This window comes from Streptomyces sp. TLI_053 (assembly GCF_900105395.1).
Lineage (GTDB): Bacteria > Actinomycetota > Actinomycetes > Streptomycetales > Streptomycetaceae > Kitasatospora.
Genome location: NZ_LT629775.1, coordinates 6,535,866 through 6,553,479, shown reverse-complemented (window position 1 = coordinate 6,553,479; position 17,614 = coordinate 6,535,866). Strand labels below are relative to the sequence as shown.

8 protein-coding genes are annotated in these 17,614 nt (G+C 73.0%); 2 read left to right on the top strand and 6 right to left on the bottom strand.

The annotated features are described in order from the left end of the window. Nucleotides 1-137 precede the first annotated feature (137 nt). The 4 genes from BLU95_RS27155 to pulA all read right to left on the bottom strand — a co-directional run bounded on the left by BLU95_RS27155 (nucleotide 138) and on the right by pulA (nucleotide 10,559). Nucleotides 138-476 (bottom strand): P-II family nitrogen regulator, encoded by a 339-nt coding sequence (locus tag BLU95_RS27155; RefSeq protein WP_093862278.1) that lies wholly within the window; start codon nucleotides 474-476, stop codon nucleotides 138-140. Continuing rightward, the gene (locus BLU95_RS27150) at nucleotides 473-1,843 is read right to left on the bottom strand and encodes an ammonium transporter (RefSeq protein WP_093862277.1); all 1,371 of its coding nucleotides are present in this window, start codon (nucleotides 1,841-1,843) and stop codon (nucleotides 473-475) included. The genes BLU95_RS27155 and BLU95_RS27150 overlap by 4 nt, the downstream gene beginning before the upstream one ends. Before the next feature lie 280 nt (nucleotides 1,844-2,123). Further along, nucleotides 2,124-4,460 carry a M4 family metallopeptidase gene (locus BLU95_RS27145; RefSeq protein ID WP_093862276.1) on the bottom strand — a complete coding sequence of 779 codons (2,337 nt, stop codon included), beginning with the start codon at nucleotides 4,458-4,460 and terminating at the stop codon, nucleotides 2,124-2,126. Between the two features lie 570 nt (nucleotides 4,461-5,030). Continuing rightward, the gene (pulA, locus tag BLU95_RS27140; RefSeq protein WP_093862275.1) at nucleotides 5,031-10,559 is read right to left on the bottom strand and encodes a pullulanase-type alpha-1,6-glucosidase; all 5,529 of its coding nucleotides are present in this window, start codon (nucleotides 10,557-10,559) and stop codon (nucleotides 5,031-5,033) included. A gap of 327 nt (nucleotides 10,560-10,886) precedes the next feature. On the opposite strand from pulA, the gene BLU95_RS27135 reads away from it, so the two are divergent. After that, a complete protein-coding gene (locus tag BLU95_RS27135; RefSeq protein ID WP_231977806.1) occupies nucleotides 10,887-11,795 on the top strand; it encodes a phosphatase PAP2 family protein in 909 nt (302 codons plus the stop codon). 118 nt (nucleotides 11,796-11,913) lie between these two features. Here BLU95_RS27135 and BLU95_RS27130 read toward each other — a convergent pair whose 3' ends face one another. After that, nucleotides 11,914-14,937 carry a bifunctional [glutamine synthetase] adenylyltransferase/[glutamine synthetase]-adenylyl-L-tyrosine phosphorylase gene (locus tag BLU95_RS27130; protein WP_093862274.1) on the bottom strand — a complete coding sequence of 1,008 codons (3,024 nt, stop codon included), beginning with the start codon at nucleotides 14,935-14,937 and terminating at the stop codon, nucleotides 11,914-11,916. 187 nt (nucleotides 14,938-15,124) lie between these two features. On the opposite strand from BLU95_RS27130, the gene BLU95_RS27125 reads away from it, so the two are divergent. Then, nucleotides 15,125-16,285, top strand: a complete 1,161-nt coding sequence (locus tag BLU95_RS27125) for an acyltransferase family protein (RefSeq protein ID WP_093862273.1) — start codon at nucleotides 15,125-15,127, stop codon at nucleotides 16,283-16,285. On the opposite strand, the gene BLU95_RS27120 is transcribed toward BLU95_RS27125, so the two are convergent. Further along, on the bottom strand, nucleotides 16,252-17,463 hold the full coding sequence (locus BLU95_RS27120; RefSeq protein ID WP_231977805.1) for a hypothetical protein: 1,212 nt from the start codon (nucleotides 17,461-17,463) through the stop codon (nucleotides 16,252-16,254). The two genes, BLU95_RS27125 and BLU95_RS27120, sit on opposite strands and share 34 nt — an antisense overlap. Nucleotides 17,464-17,614: the final 151 nt, after the last annotated feature.

The following is a 17,614-nucleotide window of genomic DNA, read 5'->3' as shown; positions in this document are numbered from 1 at the left end:
TAGGGTCGCCACCAGGACCCGTCAAGGGGATGGGAGAAAGGTTTCCGCGGACATGAAAAGGTCGTGGACGAACTCCATGGCCGGACGACCGCCGCTCCGTCGGACCGTGGCCGTCGGGCCGTGCGCGCCAGACCGCGTCAGACCGCGTCGGGCCCGCGCTCGCCGGTGCGCACCCGGACCACGGTCTCCACCGGGACCGCCCACACCTTGCCGTCGCCGATCTTCCCGGTCCGGGCGGCCCGGACCACCGCCTCGATCACCAGGTCCGCGTCCTCGTCCTCGACGACGACCTCGATCCGCACCTTGGGCACCAGGTCGATCCGGTACTCGGCACCCCGGTACACCTCGGTGTGCCCGTGCTGGCGGCCGTACCCGCTGGCCTCGCTGACGGTCAGTCCGTGCACCCCGGCGGCCTTCAGCGCGCGCTTGACCTCGTCCAGCTTGAACGGCTTCACGATCGCGGTGACCAGCTTCATGCGGAGGACGCCTTGTCGGACGGGTGCGCGGGCGCACTGGTGGCGGGACGGGCCGGGACGGGCCCCTGCCCCAGCACACCGTGGCCCAGGACGCCGTGATCGTACGCGGTCTCGGCGTGCACGGCGAGGTCCAGGCCGGTGAGTTCGTCCTCCTCCCCGGCCCGGAAACCCATCACCCGCTCGATCGCCCGCCCGATGCCGTAGGTGACCGCGAAGGCGTAGACCGCGACGGCGGCGACCGCCACCAGCTGACGCCCCAACTGCCCGAACCCGCCGCCGTGCAGCAGTCCCGTGGCGCCACCGGTCATCGCGGCGGTGGCGAAGAGGCCGATCAGCACGGTGCCGATCGCCCCGGCCACGAAGTGCACGCCCACCACGTCCAGCGAGTCGTCGAAGCCGAAGCGGAACTTCCAGCTCACCGCGTACGAGCAGACCACGCCCGCCGCCAGCCCGATCACCAGGGCCCCGAGCAGGTCGACGCTGCCGCAGGACGGCGTGATCGCCACCAGGCCCGCCACCGCGCCGGAGGCCGCGCCGAGGGTGGTGGCGTGGCCGTCCCGGCGCTTCTCGACCAGCAGCCAGCCGAGCAGCCCGGCGCAGCCGGCCGCCTGGGTGTTGAGCAGGGCGGAGGCGGCCAGGCCGTTGGCGCCCAGCGCCGAACCGGCGTTGAAGCCGAACCAGCCGAACCAGAGCAGGCCCGCGCCGAGCAGCACCAGCGGCAGGCTGTGCGGGCGCATCGCCTCCTTGCGGAAGCCGATCCGGGGCCCGAGCAGCAGCGCCAGGGCCAGGCCGCTCGCCCCGCAGTTGACCTCGACCACGGTGCCGCCGGCGAAGTCCAGCGCGCCCAGCCGGGCCAGGATCCAGCCGCCGGGCGCGAACACCCAGTGCGCGACCGGCACATAGACCAGCAGCGTCCAGACGGCGGTGAACGCCACCCAGGCGCCGAACCTGGCCCGGTCCGCGATGGCGCCGCTGATCAGCGCGGCGGTGATGATCGCGAAGGTCAGCTGGAAGGTCGCGAACAGCACGGTGGGGACGGTGCCGGTGACGGAGGCGGGCGTGATCCCGGCCATCCCCAGGTGGTCGAGGCCGCCGATCAGGCCCCAGCCGCCGGCGTCCGGGCCGAAGGCGAGCGAGTAGCCGGCCAGCAGCCACACCACGGTGACCACCGCGATCGAGACGAAGCTCATCATGATCATGTTGAGCACGCTCTTGGCGCGGACCATGCCGCCGTAGAACAGTGCCAGGCCCGGGGTCATCAGCAGCACCAGTGCGGTGGCGGCGAGCAGCCAGGCGGTGTCGCCGGTGTCGATCCCCGACGGCACGTCGGCGGCCAGGGCCGCGGCGGGCGGAGCGGCCAGGGGCATGGGGTCCTCCGGAGGGCTGCGTACGGGAGCAGGTGCCGGAAGTGTGGCGGGGACGGATTTCGGGTCGCGGACGGACACGTTTCGCGGGTGTTTCGTGTTGCCCGCCGGTTGCCCCGGGGTGACCGCACGGTTTCCGGAACCTCACGGCCGCCACCACCGGAACCGGACACCCTCGGCAAGGACCCACCCCCGCACCCGCCCACGACACAGGGCCCGGCGGTCGCACCCGCCGGGCCCTGCCCTGTCTTACCTGGTTTCCGCCGGGTTCACCGGCGCCGGGTCAGCTCGTGGCGATCGAGGTGTCGTCGATCACGAAGCTGGTCTGCAGCGAGGAGTCCTCGGTGCCGGTGAACTTCAGGGTCACCGTCTGGCCCGCGTAGGCCGACAGGTCGAAGGTCCGCAGCTGGTAGCCCGCGGCCGCGTCCACGTTGGAGTAGGTCTTCAGCGTGGTGCCGTTGACCTGGACCGTCAGCTTGTCGTACTGGGTGCTGCCGGACTCACCGGTGTCGATGTGCAGGTAGAAGCTCAGCGTCGCCGTGCAGCCGGTCGGGATGGAGACCGTCTGGGACAGCGTGTCGGTGTGGGTGGAGCCGTAGCCGTTCAGCCAGGACTTCCAGGTGCCACCGTGCGGGGCCTGCGAGGCCGACTTGTCGATCACGCCGCTGGAGGCGGTCCACGGCGCGGCCGTGCCCGTCTCGAAGCCCGCGTTGCCGAGCAGCTGCGCCGGGGTGCAGGTGCTGGTGGTGTCGGTGACCGCCCAGGTGAAGCTGGCCGAACCGGTCTTGTTCGCCGAGTCCTTCGCCGTCACGGTGACGTTGGAGGTGCCCTTGGTGGTCGGGGTGCCGGTGATCACGCCGGTCGAGGCGTTGATCGACAGGCCGGCCGGCAGACCGGTGGCCGAGTAGCTGAGCGGGGCGGTGCCGCCGCTGGCCTTGATCGCCAGGTTGACGGCGGTGCCGATCTTGGTGCTCTGGTTGCCCGGGCTGGTGACGGTGACGCCGCCCGGGTTCGGGGGCACGGTGCCGACGTTGACGCCCGCCCAGGCGGTGCCGACCGCGATCAGCTCGGGGCTGCCGTCGCCGTAGAGGGCCTTGGCGGCGTTCTCCGTGGCGGTGCGGGCCTGGGCGAAGTTGGTGGTGGAGGTCATGTACGAGGTCAGCGCCTTGTACCAGATCTGCAGCGCCTTGTCCCGGCCGATGCCGGTGACGGTGATGTTGTTGGTGGTCGGGCTGTTGTAGCTGACGCCGTTGATCACCTTGGCGCCGCTGCCCTCCGCCAGCAGGTAGAAGAAGTGGTTGGCGACACCGGACGAGTAGTGCACGTCCAGGTTGCCGACGCCCGAGTACCAGGAGTCGGCCGAGCCGCCGTCCTTGGAGGGCTTGTCCATGTAGCGCAGCGGCGTGCCGTTGCCGTTGATGTCGATGAGCTCGCCGACCAGGTAGTCCGGGTTGTCCTTCGGCAGGTTGGCGTAGAACTCGACCGCGTTGCCGAAGATGTCCGAGGTGGCCTCGTTGAGGCCGCCGGACTCGCCGGAGTAGTTGAGGTTGGCGGTGGCGGAGGTGACGCCGTGGCTCATCTCGTGGCCCGCGACGTCCAGCTCGGTGAGCGGGTGGGTGTCGCCCTGGCCGTCGCCGTAGGTCATGCAGAAGCAGTCGTCGTCCCAGAAGGCGTTGACGTAGCCGGTGTCGTAGTGGACCCGGCTGAAGGCGCCGACACCGTCGTTGCGGATGCCGTTGCGGCCGAAGGTGGCCTTGTAGAAGTCCCAGGTGGCGGCGACACCGTACTGGGCGTCGACGGCGGCCGACTCGCGGTTGCTGGCCTGGCCGTTGCCCCAGGTGTCGGTGGAGCGGGTGAACAGGGTCCCGTTGCCGGTGGTCCGGTTGCCCATGTCGGTGGTGTACTGCCCGCCGCGGCTGGCGTCCTTGAGCTGGTACGTGGAGCCGCTCTGGGTGGTGGTCAGCGGGACGTTGCCGACGAAGACGCCGGTGCCGGTGCCGGTCTTGATGGCCTCGGTCTTGCCCAGCACGGCGCCGGTGGTGGCGTCGGTGACGACCCGGAGGCGGCTCGGGGTGCCGTCCGACTCCTTGCCGGTGACGGTGGTCTGCCAGGCGAGCTTCGGGGTCCCGTCGCCGGCCCACACGACCAGGGTCGGGGCCTTGTCGAGCGCGGAGCCGGCCTCGGCGGCCAGCGCGGCCTCCTGCGCCTTCGGGGCGGCGAGCTTCGGCGTGGTCTCGATGCCGGTCAGCACGGCCTCGCTGGCCTTGGTCACGCCCGTGGTGGCACCGGTCGCGTCCTGGTGGACGATCAGGTCGCCGCCGAGCACCGGCAGGCCGGCGTAGGTGCGCTCGTAGCGCAGGTGGCGGGCACCGTTGGTGTCCTGGACGACGTCCTTGGTGACCAGCTTCTCGTTCGCGCTCAGGCCCAGGGCCTGGGCGAGGCCGGCGGTCTGCTGGTTCGCCGAGGCGATCAGCTCGGCGCGGCTCGCCTGCTGCGCGGCAACGGCGGCCGGCGCGTCCGGGGTGACCGCCTGCGCGATGACCGGGAAACCGGTGACCAGCAGCGCGGTGGTGGCGGCCATGACAACCGCTGCCTTCCGGGCGTGGGCGTAACGGGACATGCGGACTCCTTTTCCGACCGCCGCGGGGTTCGCGGGCGGTGGACAGAACCTGGTCGCAGGGTTGCGACTCAGTGGGGGCCCCCGCCGCCGGTGCGCGGCGCGGGTGCGGTTGCGGAGCAAGGTGGTCGAGCGTTTCGGCAGGGGGATCGCGCTGTTCCTGACCTCGGACAGCTGCACCGGGGGGTGGGGCCCCCTCGTCTGCAGCCGGAGGAATCGTGGCAGCAAACGAGCCGTTAATGACAGATGCATGCCATGGATTGGCCGATTAGCTACCGGGCCGTACATCTGCCGGAAGGTCAGGAGTGTTACACCCGTACTAACATCCGACGATCGTTTTCATATCGGCCAAAAGGTTTGCTCACCCCCCGCAGGCACTGACCAGCGCTCAGGGTGCGGCCCCGCCCCGGGGGACCCGCTCCGGGGCCCGACGGGGGCGACACCTCTCCTTTCCGGCCGTGCCACGGGCGGTTTCCGGCCAACTCCATACATTGAATGGAACCGGAAACCCTGTGGATCAGTCCCGGGCCCCGCCCGTCGGTGACGGAACGGGGCCCGGGCGACGACGCTGCGTCAGCTCTGCACGAACACCGCCACCGTGCGGCCCGGCACGGTGAAGGTCCCGGTCGCCGCGGCGAAGCCGGACCGCTTCACCACCGGGTCGGCGCCGGCGGCCTGGACCGGGTGGAGCGCCTGCGCCGTCCCGGCCAGCGCCCCGACGGTCTGGCTCCGCTCGGTGGGCGTCGCGTTGAACACCACCGTGATCCCCTTCTCCGCGCCCGGCAGCCCGGTGCCGTCCAGACGCAGGGTGAGCACCCCCGGGACCTCGCCGGGCGTGCCCGACAGCGGATAGCCGAGCCGCTGCTGCACGGCCGCCAGGGTCGGCAGCGCGAACAGCGGCGAGGAGCGCTTGATCCGCAGGAAGTCCTGGTACTGCGCGCCCGCCGCCGCGATGTCGGCCGGTCCCACGGTCAGCCGCGGGTCCGCCAGCAGGGCCTTCGCGGTGGGCCACAGCTCCTTGTTGTCCGCGGCCGGCGGCAGTCCGCGGCCCCAGCCGTTGCCGTCCCGCGGGTCCCAGTGGATCGCGTTGAACCAGTCGCCCGAGTCGTAGGAGTTGGCGTCCAGCGACTTGGAACGCAGCAGGTCGCTGCCCGCCTGGACGAAGCCGGGGCCCTGCGACAGCGTGGTCAGCGCGAGCGCCAGCGCCTGCATCCGGGCCCGGTCGGCGGGCGCGGTGCCGACCGGCAGCTTGTACGCGAGCGCGTCGAACAGGTCGGCGTTGTCGTGCGCGTCCACGTAGGCGAGCGCCTCGCCGGGCCTGGCCGCGTAACCGGTCGGGGCGCCGTTGTAGTCGACGTCCTTGCCGGTGACGGTCCGTCCGGAGCTGTCGGTGAAGGAGTAGCCGGCCAGGTTGCCGGTCAGCCCCACCTTGAGCCGGTCCGTCTGCTGGAGCAGCCGGGCCTTCTGCTGCTCCGGGGTGCCGTTCGCGGCCGAGCCGTTCGGATCGGTGAACAGACCCGAGGCGAAGCCCTGCTGGGGCGCCGAGGAGAGCTGGAAGTTGCCGCCGCGCGCGGAGTCCCGGAACCGGTCGTCGAAGGTGGCGATGCCGGTGCCGGCCAGGTTGAGCTGGGTGGCCTGCTCGAACCGGGCGTTGTCCGCCACCACGCCGAAGTTCCAGCCCTCGCCGTAGAGCAGGACGTTCTTCCCGTCCACGCCGTCCGAGTCCGGCGTCATCCGGCGCAGCGCGGCCTGCACGTCCAGCATCGTGGACTTCGGGTCCAGGCCCATGAGGTCGAAGCGGAAGCCGTCCACCTTGTACTCGCGCGCCCAGGTGGTGACGGAGTCGACCACCAGGCGGTTCATCATGGCGTGCTCGGGCGCGGTGTCGGCGCAGCAACTGTCGGTGGTCACCTTGCCGTTGGCGTCCAGCCGCTGGTAGTAGCCGGGGACGACCCGGTCCAGCACCGAGTGCTCGGCCTGGCCGCTCGCGGCGGTGTGGTTGTAGACGACGTCGAGCACCACCCGCAGGCCGGCCGCGTGGATCGCCTGCACCATCCGCCGGAACTGCACGGTGCGCGCGGTCCCTTCGGGGTCGGTGGCGTAGGAGCCCTCCGGCACGTTGTAGTGGAGCGGGTCGTAGCCCCAGTTGTAGGCGTCCTGGGCGGCGACGGCCGCCACGCACTCCTGCTGCTGGTCGCTGTCGGCGGCCAGGGCGGCGAGGTCGCAGGCGGGCAGCTTCTGCTCGGCCCGGTTCTCCCTGACGGTGGCGATGTCGAAGGTCGGCAGCAGGTGGATCGTGGTGACCCCGGCCGCGGCGAGCTCGCGCAGGTGCTTCGCACCGGCGGCCCCGGACTCGGTGAAGGCCAGGTAGGTGCCGCGCTCGGCGGCCGGGACGGTGTCGTCGGCGACGGAGAAGTCGCGGACGTGCAGCTCCTGGATCTGCTCCCGTCCGAGCGGGACGGCCGGCGGGACGGCGTGGTTCTCCCAGCCCGGCGGCTCGAGCTCCTTCGCGGCGAGGTCGGCGACCAGGCTGCGCCGGGAGTCGGTGGAGAGGGCGACGGAGTAGGGGTCGGTGACGGTGTTGACCACCAGTTGCTGGACCGTCGGCGCCCACACCTTGACCTGGTACAGGTAGTACTTGCCGTCGAGTTCGGCCCGGTCCCGGACCACCTCCCAGACCCCGGTCCCGTCGTCGCGCTTCAGCGGCAGGGTCCTCGAGGTGCCGCCGGTGGCGGTGTCGAAGACCTGGACGGAGACCTCCTGCGCGGTCGGCGCCCAGAGCGAGAGCGCGACCTTGCCGTGGTAGAAGGCCGGTCCGAAGTCGACCCGGCCGGTGCGGCGGGCGTACAGGTCGTCGAGCACGCCGGGGATCTGCACACCGGTGGCGGCCAGGGCGGCACCGCTCGGCAGGTGCTCGGTGAACAGCAGCTGGCTCCGCAGGGCTTCGGGCACCCGGGCGGCGTCGCGCGCGTCCACGGTGAAGGCGCGGTAGCCCGCCAGGTGCGGGAAGGCCGCCTTCTGGGCGGCCGTCAGCCCGCCGGGGGCGGGCTCGAGCCGGATCCACCGGCCGGGCCCGGTCAGGGTGCCCCGGTCGGCCCGGATGCCGCCCGCCGGGTCGTACACCAGCTGGGCGCTGGTGCCGGCGGCGAGCGCGGCGTCCCCGGCCCCGTACCCGGGCGGGACGACGACGGTGCGGGCGTCGATCCACTGGGCCTTGGCGGCGGCGGGGTCCAGCTGGGAGGAGGCACCGGCGGCCTGCGGCAGCAGGTAGCCCTCCCGGCCGCCGAGGATCCAGACCTCGCGGCCGGTGCCGGCCAGGTCGAGCGACTGGTCGGCGGGCAGGTCCTTGTCGTTGCCCTTGTGCAGGATGTAGCTGAGGCTGGTCGCGCCGGGGGCGAGCGGTACCTCGAAGACGGCGCCGAAGGCGTCCCGGCGGACGGGCTGCAGCGGGTTGCCCCAGTCGGTGGGGGCGGCGGCGCCGGTCCAGTCGTGCAGGCCCCAGCCGTCGTAGTTCCCGTCGGCCCGGTTGTAGTGGAGCACCGCGGTGCCCGCGGGCGGGGTGTTCACCGGGCCCGGGTTCGCGGTGCGGACGGCCGGGTCGCCCTCCTTCAGCCAGACCTCGCCGGTGGCGCCGAGGTCGAGGTGCCGGTCGGCGTCGACGTCCTTGACGCCGTCCTTCTCGACCACGAAGCCGAGGTCCGAGGCGCCCGGCCGGAGCTTCACATAGGCGAAGGCGCCGTACGCGTCCCGGCCGGTGAAGCCGTGCCCGGCGGGCCACTGGGTGGCCTCGCCGTCGGCGAGGTCGCCCCAGGCGTAGAGGTTCCAGCCGTCGTAGTCGCCGTCCTTGCGCTGGTAGTGGACGACGGCGTACGGGCGGGCGGCGGCACTGGGGACCGGCTTCGGGGCCGGGGTGCCGGTGGTGAACCCGCCGGTGGCCGAGGCCAGCCGGCCGGCGGCGTCCTGGACCACGGCCTTGTAGCGGACGGGCGTGCCCGGGGCGACGCCCGCGAGGTCCTGGGTGACGGCGTAGGGCTTCTGACCGGCGGAGCCGGACGTGCCGGTGTCGGAGGTGCCCAGCACCTGCCAGGGCCGGTCGCCGACCTGCGCGGCGAAGGTCACCCGGCCGAAGCCGCCGCCGGGCACCTTCGCACCGACGGTGACGGTCCCGGTGGAGCCATCGGCGGGCGCCTCGACGGCGATCGAGGGCGCGGCCGGAAGCGGGGCGGCCTTCCCGGCGGCCCTGAGGACGAGGGAGGACAGCGCCGGGACGGTGACAGTGACCCTGCGGTCCGCGCCGCTGGAGACCCGCTCCCCCGCCGCCGGGTAGATCCGGTCGAAACCCTGTCCGGCCGAGAAGGTGTCCAGGGTGACGGTCTTCGCCTCGGGGGCGTTGTTGACCGCGACCAGGTACTCGATCTGCTGGGCGGCGTCGATCCGGGAGAAGGCGTAGACGCCGGGGCCGTCGGCCGCGTACCGCTCGATCTGGGCGCCGTCGGCGAGCGCCGGGTGGTCGCGGCGGAGCTTCGCCAGGGCGGCGATGTCCCGGTAGGGCGCGGCGTCCCGGTCGTAGCGGTCGGCGGGGCCGGGGGTGCCGCCGAGGACGCGGTCGGTGTTGTAGGAGGGGGTCTGCGAGGCGAAGACGTCCTGGCGGGCGTCCTTGTCGCCGCCGGCGCCGGTGAAGCCCTGCTCGTCGCCGTAGTAGACGACGGGCTGGCCGCGGGTGAGGAACATCAGCTCGTTGCCGAGCCGGTCCTTCTTCAGCAGGGTGGCCTCGTCGGCGCCGGGGTTGTCGGCGAGCAGGAAGGAGCCGAAGCGGCCCATGTCGTGGTTGCCGAGGAAGGTCGGCAGCTCGTAGGCGTCGGTGTCGGCGGTGGTGTAGCGGTGGTCCTGGCCGTAGAGCTCGGCCAGGCCCCGGGCCGGTCCGCCCTGGGAGACGTAGGCGCGGGCGGCGCCCTGGAACGGGAAGTCGAGGGTGGCCTGCAGCCGGCCCTTGGTGACGTAGGGCGCGGTGACGGCCGGGTCGCCCGAGTAGACCTCGCCGAACATGAAGAACTTCTTGTTGCCCCGCTCGGCGGCGAACTTCTTGAGCGCGGGCGCCCACTGCTGCCAGAAGGCCATGTTGACGTGCTTGACGGTGTCGATCCGGAAGCCGTCGACGCCGGCCTCCTCGACCCACTGCTGGTAGACCTTCTCGAAGCCCTTGACCACCTTGGGGTTCTGGGTGTCGAGGTCGTCGAGGCCGGAGAAGTCGCCCTCGGTGGCGGACTCGCCGGCGAAGGTGGAGTCGCCCCGGTTGTGGTACAGCGCGGGGTCGTTGAGCCAGGCCGGGGTCTTGGCGGTGGCGTCGGAGGGCTTGCGGAAGACCGGGCTGTAGGGGAACGAGTCCTTGGTCAGCTTCGGCCAGGCAGCTGCGGCGTCGGCGAGGGCGGTCTCGTCGACGGGCCTGCCGTCGGCGTCCAGCACCGGGTAGGCGCCGGTGCTGCGGTAGCCGGACTGTCCCTGCCGGTTGTCGATGATGTCGGCGGTGTGGTTGGTGATGACGTCGAAGAAGACCTTGATGCCCCGGGCGTGGGCCTTGGCTATCAGTTCCTTCAACTGCTCGTTGGTGCCGAAGTGCGGGTCGACCCGGGTGAAGTCGGTGATCCAGTAGCCGTGGTACCCGGCGCCGGCGGCGTCCCCGGCGCCCTGGACCGGCTTGTTGGTGAAGATCGGCGCCATCCAGATCGCGGTGGTGCCGAGGTCCTGGATGTAGTCGAGCCGCTGGATCAGCCCGGCGAGGTCGCCGCCGTGGTAGAAGCCCTTGTCGGCCGGGTCGAGGCCGTGGTCGAGGCGGGTGCCGGTGATGCCTCCCGTGTCGTTGCCCCGGTCGCCGTTGGCGAAGCGGTCCGGCAGCACGAAGTAGAACTGCTCGCGGGTGAGGTCGTGCCGACCGGCGGTGGCGGCCAGCGCGGCGTCCGAGGGCGGGCCGGGCGGGGCGGCGGCGAGCGCGGCCGGTCCGGCGGTGCCGAGGGAGGCGGCGGTGAGCGCGGCGGCGAGGAGCACCGCCGTCCGGCCGGGTCTGCGAGGGGTGCTCCGCCTGCGGCGGGGCGGGACTTCGGCCACTGAAGGCTCCCTTGCGGGGGTATGGGGTCATGGGGTGCTCGGGTGGCCGAGACGCTAGCGGCCTGCAATATGTTTCAGCAAGATGCAGAAAGGGTTTCGGTCGGGGAAAATGCGACCGCCCCGCGCGGCCCCACCCCCGATTGCGCCGCCCCGCCCCTCCGGCGTGACAATGGGACGTATGCCCGTCCCACCGGTTGACCCCAGATCCGTCCGCACCCCCTCCCCCGGTGGGAGCCACCCCCTACCTCTGAAGGGGGACAGCCGGTGAAGAATCCACTTCCGGAGGATGAGCAGACGGCTACGGGACGTCTGGCAGACTTCTCGTCCATGGGGGAACCGACCGAGATCGACCAGAACGGCGGCCGCATGCCCGACGGAGCCACCCGTGCGGCCCGCACCCGGACCGCGGCCCTGCGTGACCGCGTCCGCGAGCAGCGCCGCTCGCCCGCGCGCCCGAGACTCTGGTTCGAGCTGGCACTGATCGGCGTCAGCTACTGGATCTACTCCCTGGTGCGCAACGCCGTCCCCGAGCAGGAGGCGATCGCGCAGAAGCACGCCGGCTGGATCTGGGACCTCGAGCAGTCCCTCGGCATCGCCGTCGAGCGCTCGGTCAACCACGCGGTCGACAGCGTCGGCTGGCTGATCACCGGGATGAACTACTACTACGCGACGCTGCACTTCATCGTGACCATCGGCGTCCTGGTCTGGATCTACCGGTGGCACCCCGGCCGCTACGCCGCGGTCCGCACGGTGCTGTTCGTCACCACCGCGATCGCCCTGGTCGGCTTCTACTTCTTCCCGCTGGCCCCGCCCAGGCTGATGACCGACGGCGGCTTCATCGACACCGTGAAGGCGCACGGCACCTGGGGTTCGATGGCCTCCGGCCCGGCCACCCACGTCTCCAACCAGTTCGCCGCGATGCCCTCGATGCACATCGGCTGGTCGACGTGGTGCGGTCTGACCATCTTCTTCCTGGCCCGCCGGACGTGGGTCCGGGGCCTCGGCCTGCTCTACCCGGTGGCCACCCTGCTGGTGATCGTCTCCACCGCCAACCACTTCTGGATGGACGCGGTCGGCGGCCTGCTGTGCCTGCTGGTGGGCTTCCTCACCGCCGGCTGGCTCTACCACTCCTGGGTCTACCGGCTCCCGCAGGTGCCCGCCCGGGAGCTGCCGGCCGAGCCGGTCACCGTGCCCGAGCAGTGGAGCGAGCCCGCGGTGAGCAGCGCGCGCCGCTGAGGCCGCGACCGAGGACGGGAACGACGGGAACGACGGGAACGACGAGAACGACGAGAACGACGAGAACGCGGAGAGGGGCCCCGGGCGACCGGGGCCCCTCTCCGCGTTCCCCCGCGTGTCAGCCGTAGAACAGCCGCTCCACCACCGACCGGGCCCGCCGGGTGGTGCGCCGGTAGTCGTCCACCAGCTCGCCGCTGTGCCCGGCCCCGTACCCCAGGTAGCGGGCCACCCCGGCCAGCTCCCGGGTGTCCGCCGGGAAGGAGTCGCCCGGCCGGCCGCGCACCAGCATCACCGCCGAACGCACCCGGGAGGCCAGTACCCAGGCCGCGTCCAGCACCTCCGCGTCCTCCGCCCCGACCAGCCCGGCTCCGGCCGCCGCCGCAAGCGCCGCCCTGGTCCGGGTGGTGCGCAGCCCCGGCAGCTCGTGCCCGTGCCGCAGCTGGAGCAGCTGCACGGTCCACTCGACGTCCGCCAGCCCGCCCCGGCCGATCTTGGTGTGGGTGGTCGGATCGGCGCCGCGCGGCAGCCGCTCCGCCTCGATCCTCGCCTTGATCCGGCGGATCTCCAGCACGTCCCGCTCGGGCACCCCCTCGCCGGGGAAGCGCAGCGGGTCGATCAGCCGCCGGAACCGCTCCCCCAGCTCCGGGTCCCCGGCCACCGGCTCGGCCCGCAGCAGCGCCTGGCTCTCCCAGGCGTGCGACCAGCGCCGGTAGTACGCCTCGTAGGAGGCGAGCGAGCGCACCAGCGGTCCGTTCCGCCCCTCCGGGCGCAGGTCGGCGTCCACCTCCAGCGGCGGTTCGGTGGACGGCGCGGCCAGCAGGGTGCGCAGCTCGTGGCAGACCGACTGGGCGGCCCGGGCGGCGTCCTCCTCCAGCGAGCCGAGCACCGGCTCGTGGACGAAGAGCACGTCCGCGTCCGAGCCGTATCCCAGCTCGTGCCCGCCGAACCGGCCCATCGCGATCACCGCGATCCGGGTCGGCAGCTCGCCGTTGCGGGCCTCCCAACCGGCCACGCAGGCCCGCAGCGCGCCCTGCAGGGTGGCCGCGTTGATCGCGGTGAGCGCCTCGCCGGCCGTGTCCAGCGCCTGCGCCGGGTCCTCGCCGAGCCGCCCGAGCACGTCGGCGGCGGCGGTGCGGAACAGCTCCCGGCGACGCACCGAGCGCACCGCGGCCACCGCGCCGGCCACCGAGTCGGCCCGGCTGACGGCGGCCAGCACCTCCCGCTCCAGCGCGGGCCGCCCGCGCGGCGCCAGGCCCTGCGGGTCGCCGAGCATGGCGACCGCCTCCGGCGCCCGCAGCAGCAGGTCGGGGGCGAGCCGGCCGGCCGACAGGACCCGCGCCAGCTGTTCGGCGGCGGCGCTCTCGTCCCGGAGCAGCCGCAGGTACCAGGGGGTGCGGCCGAGCGCGTCGGAGACCTGGCGGAAGTTGAGCAGCCCGGCGTCCGGGTCGGCGGAGTCGGCGAACCAGCCGAGCAGCACCGGCAGCAGGGTGCGCTGGATCGCCGCCTTGCGGCTCACCCCGGCGGCGAGCGCGCTCAGATGACGCAGCGCGGCGGCCGGGTCGGCGTAGCCGAGCGCCTCCAGCCGGGCCCGGGCGGCGTCCTGGCGCAGGCCCGCCGCGCCCGGCGGCAGCTCGGCGACGGCGTCCAGCAGCGGCCGGTAGAACAGCTTCTCGTGCAGCCGGCGCACCTCGACGGCGTGCCGCTTCCACTCCCGCCGCAGCGCGGCGACCGGGTCGGCCCTGGTGTCGTCGTTGATCAGCGGCGCCAGCGAGCGGGCCAGCCGGCGCTGGTCCTCCTCGTCGGTGGGCATCAGATGGGTGCGGCGCAGCCGGTGCAGCTGGATCCGGTGCTCCAGCGAGCGCAGGAACCGGTAGGCGGCGTCCAGCGAGGCGGCGTCGGCGCGGCCCACGTACCCGCCGCGGGAGAGCGCGGCCAGCGCCTCCAGGGTGTTGCCGCTGCGCAGTGCCTCGTCGGTGCGGCCGTGCACCAGCTGGAGCAGCTGGACGGAGAACTCGACGTCGCGCAGTCCGCCGGGGCCCAGCTTGAGCTGGCGGTCCAGCTCGGTGGCGGGGATCGAGTCGACCACCCGGCGGCGCATCTGCTGCACGTCGGTGACGAAGTTCTCCCGGGCGGCGGCCTGCCAGACCATCGGCGCCAGCTCGGCGACGTACGCCTCGCCCAGCTCGGCGTCGCCGGCCACCGGGCGGGCCTTGAGCAGCGCCTGGAACTCCCAGGTCTTGGCCCAGCGCCGGTAGTAGGCGACATGGCTGGCCAGGGTGCGGACCAGCGGGCCGTTGCGGCCCTCGGGACGCAGATTGGCGTCCACCGGCCAGATGGTGCCCTCGCCGGTGGTGTCGGCGCACAGCCGGGTGAGCGCCGCGGCCAGCCGGGTGGCGGCCCGGACCGCCCGGTGCTCCTCGACGCCCTCGCGAGGCTCCGCGACGAAGATGACGTCGACGTCGGAGACGTAGTTGAGCTCGCGTCCGCCGCACTTGCCCATGCCGATGACGGCGAGCCGGCAGTCGGCGGCGGCCTCCGGGTCCTGCGCGGCGGCCAGGTCGAGGGCGGTCTGGAGGGTGGCGCCGGCCAGGTCGGCGAGTTCGGCGGCGGTCTGGGCGAGATCGGTGGTGCCGGTCAGGTCGCGGGCGGCGACCGCCAGCAGGCAGCGGCGGTAGCCGACCCGCAGCGCGTCGGCCGGGCGGCCGGTGGGGTCGGCGGCGACGGCCTCGGCCAGCGCCCGACGGAAGTCCGCCGGGCCGGGGTGCATGTCGCGCAGCTCGAAGGTGACCAGGACGTGCCAGTCGTGCGGGTGCCTGGCGAGGTGGTCGGCGAGCGCGGTGGACGCGCCGAGCACGCCGAGCAGCCGGTCGCGCAGCGGCTTGGAGGTGGTCAGGGTGTCGCGCAGGGTGTGCCGGTCGGTCTCCTCGGCGGCCTCCAGCAGCCGGGACAGACCGAGCAGGGCGAGGTCGGGATCGGCGGTGGCGGCGAGCGCGTCGAGCAGCACCGGGTCCGCGGCCAGCCCGTCCAGGGCCGGTTCGACGAGCAGCCGCAGCGCCTTGGCGGGGTCGGTGAACCCGCGCCGCGCCAGTCTGCTCTCCGGTCGGCTCACCCGGCTGCCGGCCCGCTGTTCCTCCACCGCCATCGCCCCTCCGTCCGTCCGCCCCCGTCCGCCCCCCGTCCGCTCCAGCAGGCTACGCGTCCCGGGGGCGGCACGCCCGGGCGTGACCACCGGGCGGACACCGGTGTCGCCCGTCCGTGACCCCGCGCCCGCCGCGCTCGTTCACCCGGCGTCCGCTCCCGCTGCCCGTCCCACCCTCCCGGAGGGTCCGATGCCCGGCCGTCTGCCCTCGCTCACCGGGCTGCGCTTCTGGGCCGCGCTGCTGGTGGTGCTCTACCACCTGGCGCGCAAGCTCGGCGAGCTGCCGCTGCTCGGCCCGCTCTCCTGGTACGGGCGTTCGGGGGTCACCTTCTTCTTCGTCCTCTCCGGTTTCGTCCTCGCCTGGACGTACGAGGGGTCACCGGTCGGCGCCCGGTCCTTCGCCCGCCGCCGGTTCGCCCGGATCTGGCCGCTGCACGCGCTGACCACCGCGCTGTCGCTGGGCGCGAACGCCGTCCTGGGCCTGGCCGTCCCGCTGGCGGCCGTGCTCTGGTCGCTGCCGCTGCTGCACGCCTGGGCACCGGGGACGGTCTTCGGCGGCAACCCGGCCTCCTGGTCGCTGGGCGCCGAGGCCTGGTTCTACCTGCTGTTCCCGGCGCTGCTGCGGCTGCTGGCCCCGCGCCGGCGGAGCTGGCTGCCGCTGGCGGCGGCCTGCGCCGCACTCGGCCCGGTGCTCTGGGCTGCGGGCGCGCTGCTCCCCGCCGATCCGGCCCTGCGCGGCTGGCTGCTGGACTACCTGCCGCTGACCCGCACCCCGCAGTTCGTGCTCGGGGTGGTCACCGGGCTGGCCGCCCGGCACGGGCTGCTCCCACGGGTGCGGCTCGGCGCGGCCGCGGCGGCGGTGGCCGGCTGGCACGTCCTGCTGGTGCCCTGGCACGCGGCCGTCCCCGACTCCCTGTGGTGGGGCCCGTACAGCGCCTCGCAGCTGTTCCCGGCCCCGCTGTTCGCGGCGCTGCTGGTGGCCGCCGCCGGGCGGGACGCGGCGGGCACGGCGCCCCGGCTGCTCCGCGGGCGCACGGCGGTGCTGCTCGGCGAGTGGTCCTACGCCTGGTACCTGGTGCACGAGATCGGCATCCGCTGCTGGCTGTGGACGGCCGGCCGGCCGACCGGGACGCTCGCGCTGCTCGCCGTCGACCTGCTGCTCGCCGCCGGGACGCTGGCCGCGGCGGGCGCCCTGCACCGGTGGGTGGAGCGCCCCTGCGAGCGGCTGCTGCGCGGGGCGCCCCGGCGGGCCGGAACGCCGCTGCCGCACCCCCCGGTCCGGGTGGTGCGGCAGCGGCGCGGGTCGGTGCCGGGCGGTCAGCCCTCCAGCGAGCCGTCCAGGTTCACGTAGGCGTAGAAGACACCGAGGTCGTAGCCGTCCTTGTCGGTGTCGAACTTGATGGTGATGTCGGTGTCCCCGTTGCGCAGGAACGGCGAGATGTCCCAGCGGTTGGAGTCGTAGCCGAAGTTGTTGCGGTTGTACGGGTTGCGGACGAACTGGTCCGCCGGGGTCAGCTCCTCGATGGTGGAGTTGAACGCGTCGTTGGAGGCGTGGTTGACGTCCGTGAAGATCGACTCCGGCCCGTTGGTGGACTTCATCGCCAGGGTGTCCCCGGTCCACTTCAGGTCGCCGTCGTAGACGATGAAGCCGAGCTTTCCGGCGACCGGCCCGGTGGCGGGGGTCTGCAGCCCGTCGAGGTTGAACTCGCGGGCCGGGCTGTCCGGCAGCTCCACCTGGAAGCCGTCCCAGATGTGGACGTGGCGCAGCGGCTTGCAGGGGTTCTCGTACGCCACCACGATCGACCAGCCGCCCCAGCTGTGCGGCTTCACCACCGAGTCCATGTTGGCGGCGGTGTAGGTGCCGTTGCCCGCCGCCTTCACCAGGTCGGTGATGTCGGCGGAGGCCTGGTAGCTGCTCTCCTCGGTGGTGGTGATGTAGCCGATGGACGGCTGGTCGTTGGCGATGTTGCGGTACTGGTTCTCGCCCGGGACCTTCAGGTAGATCTCGTCGATCTGGCTCTCCGGCAGGACGGTGCTGCCGATGCCCCGGGTGCCGCCCCAGTACAGCCGGGCGTACTTGATCTGAGAGCCCTCCAGCAGCCCCAGGTCGGCCGAGCTGGCCGAGTAGATCTCGTCGCCGAGCGGGCCGATGCTGCCCGGATCGATGTTGATGTACTTCATCTGGTAGTTGTTGTTGATCGGCCGGCTGCCCGCGCCGGTCCGGGCGTCCACGCACGCCGGCTGTGCCGGGTCGACCGGCGGCTGGGTCTCGTCGCAGGTCATCAGGGAGTTGCTGATCCGCGTGACCGAGCCGTGGAAGTCGCCCTGGAAGCGCGTCTTGAACGGCAGCGGGTTCGAGACGATGGTGTCGGCACGCTGCTGCGGGCCCTTGGGGCCCGAGCCGCGGGCGTCCGCGATCGGGGCGGTGAGCAGCTGTCCGGCGACGGCGACGACAGCCACCCCGGTGATCCCGGCCCGGCGGGCGAGGGTGCGGACGGCGGCGGCGCGGCTGACGGTGGAGGAGGGCATGAGGTCCTCTCAGGGGGGAGGGGATTGATCACGCTTATCGGATCACAACGCAACGTCACAATCTCCTCACGTACCGCCATCAGGGAACGCGCCAACCCAAACGGCGGGCCCGCCGTCATCCATTGGAACGACGGCGGGCCCGGTGGTGCTT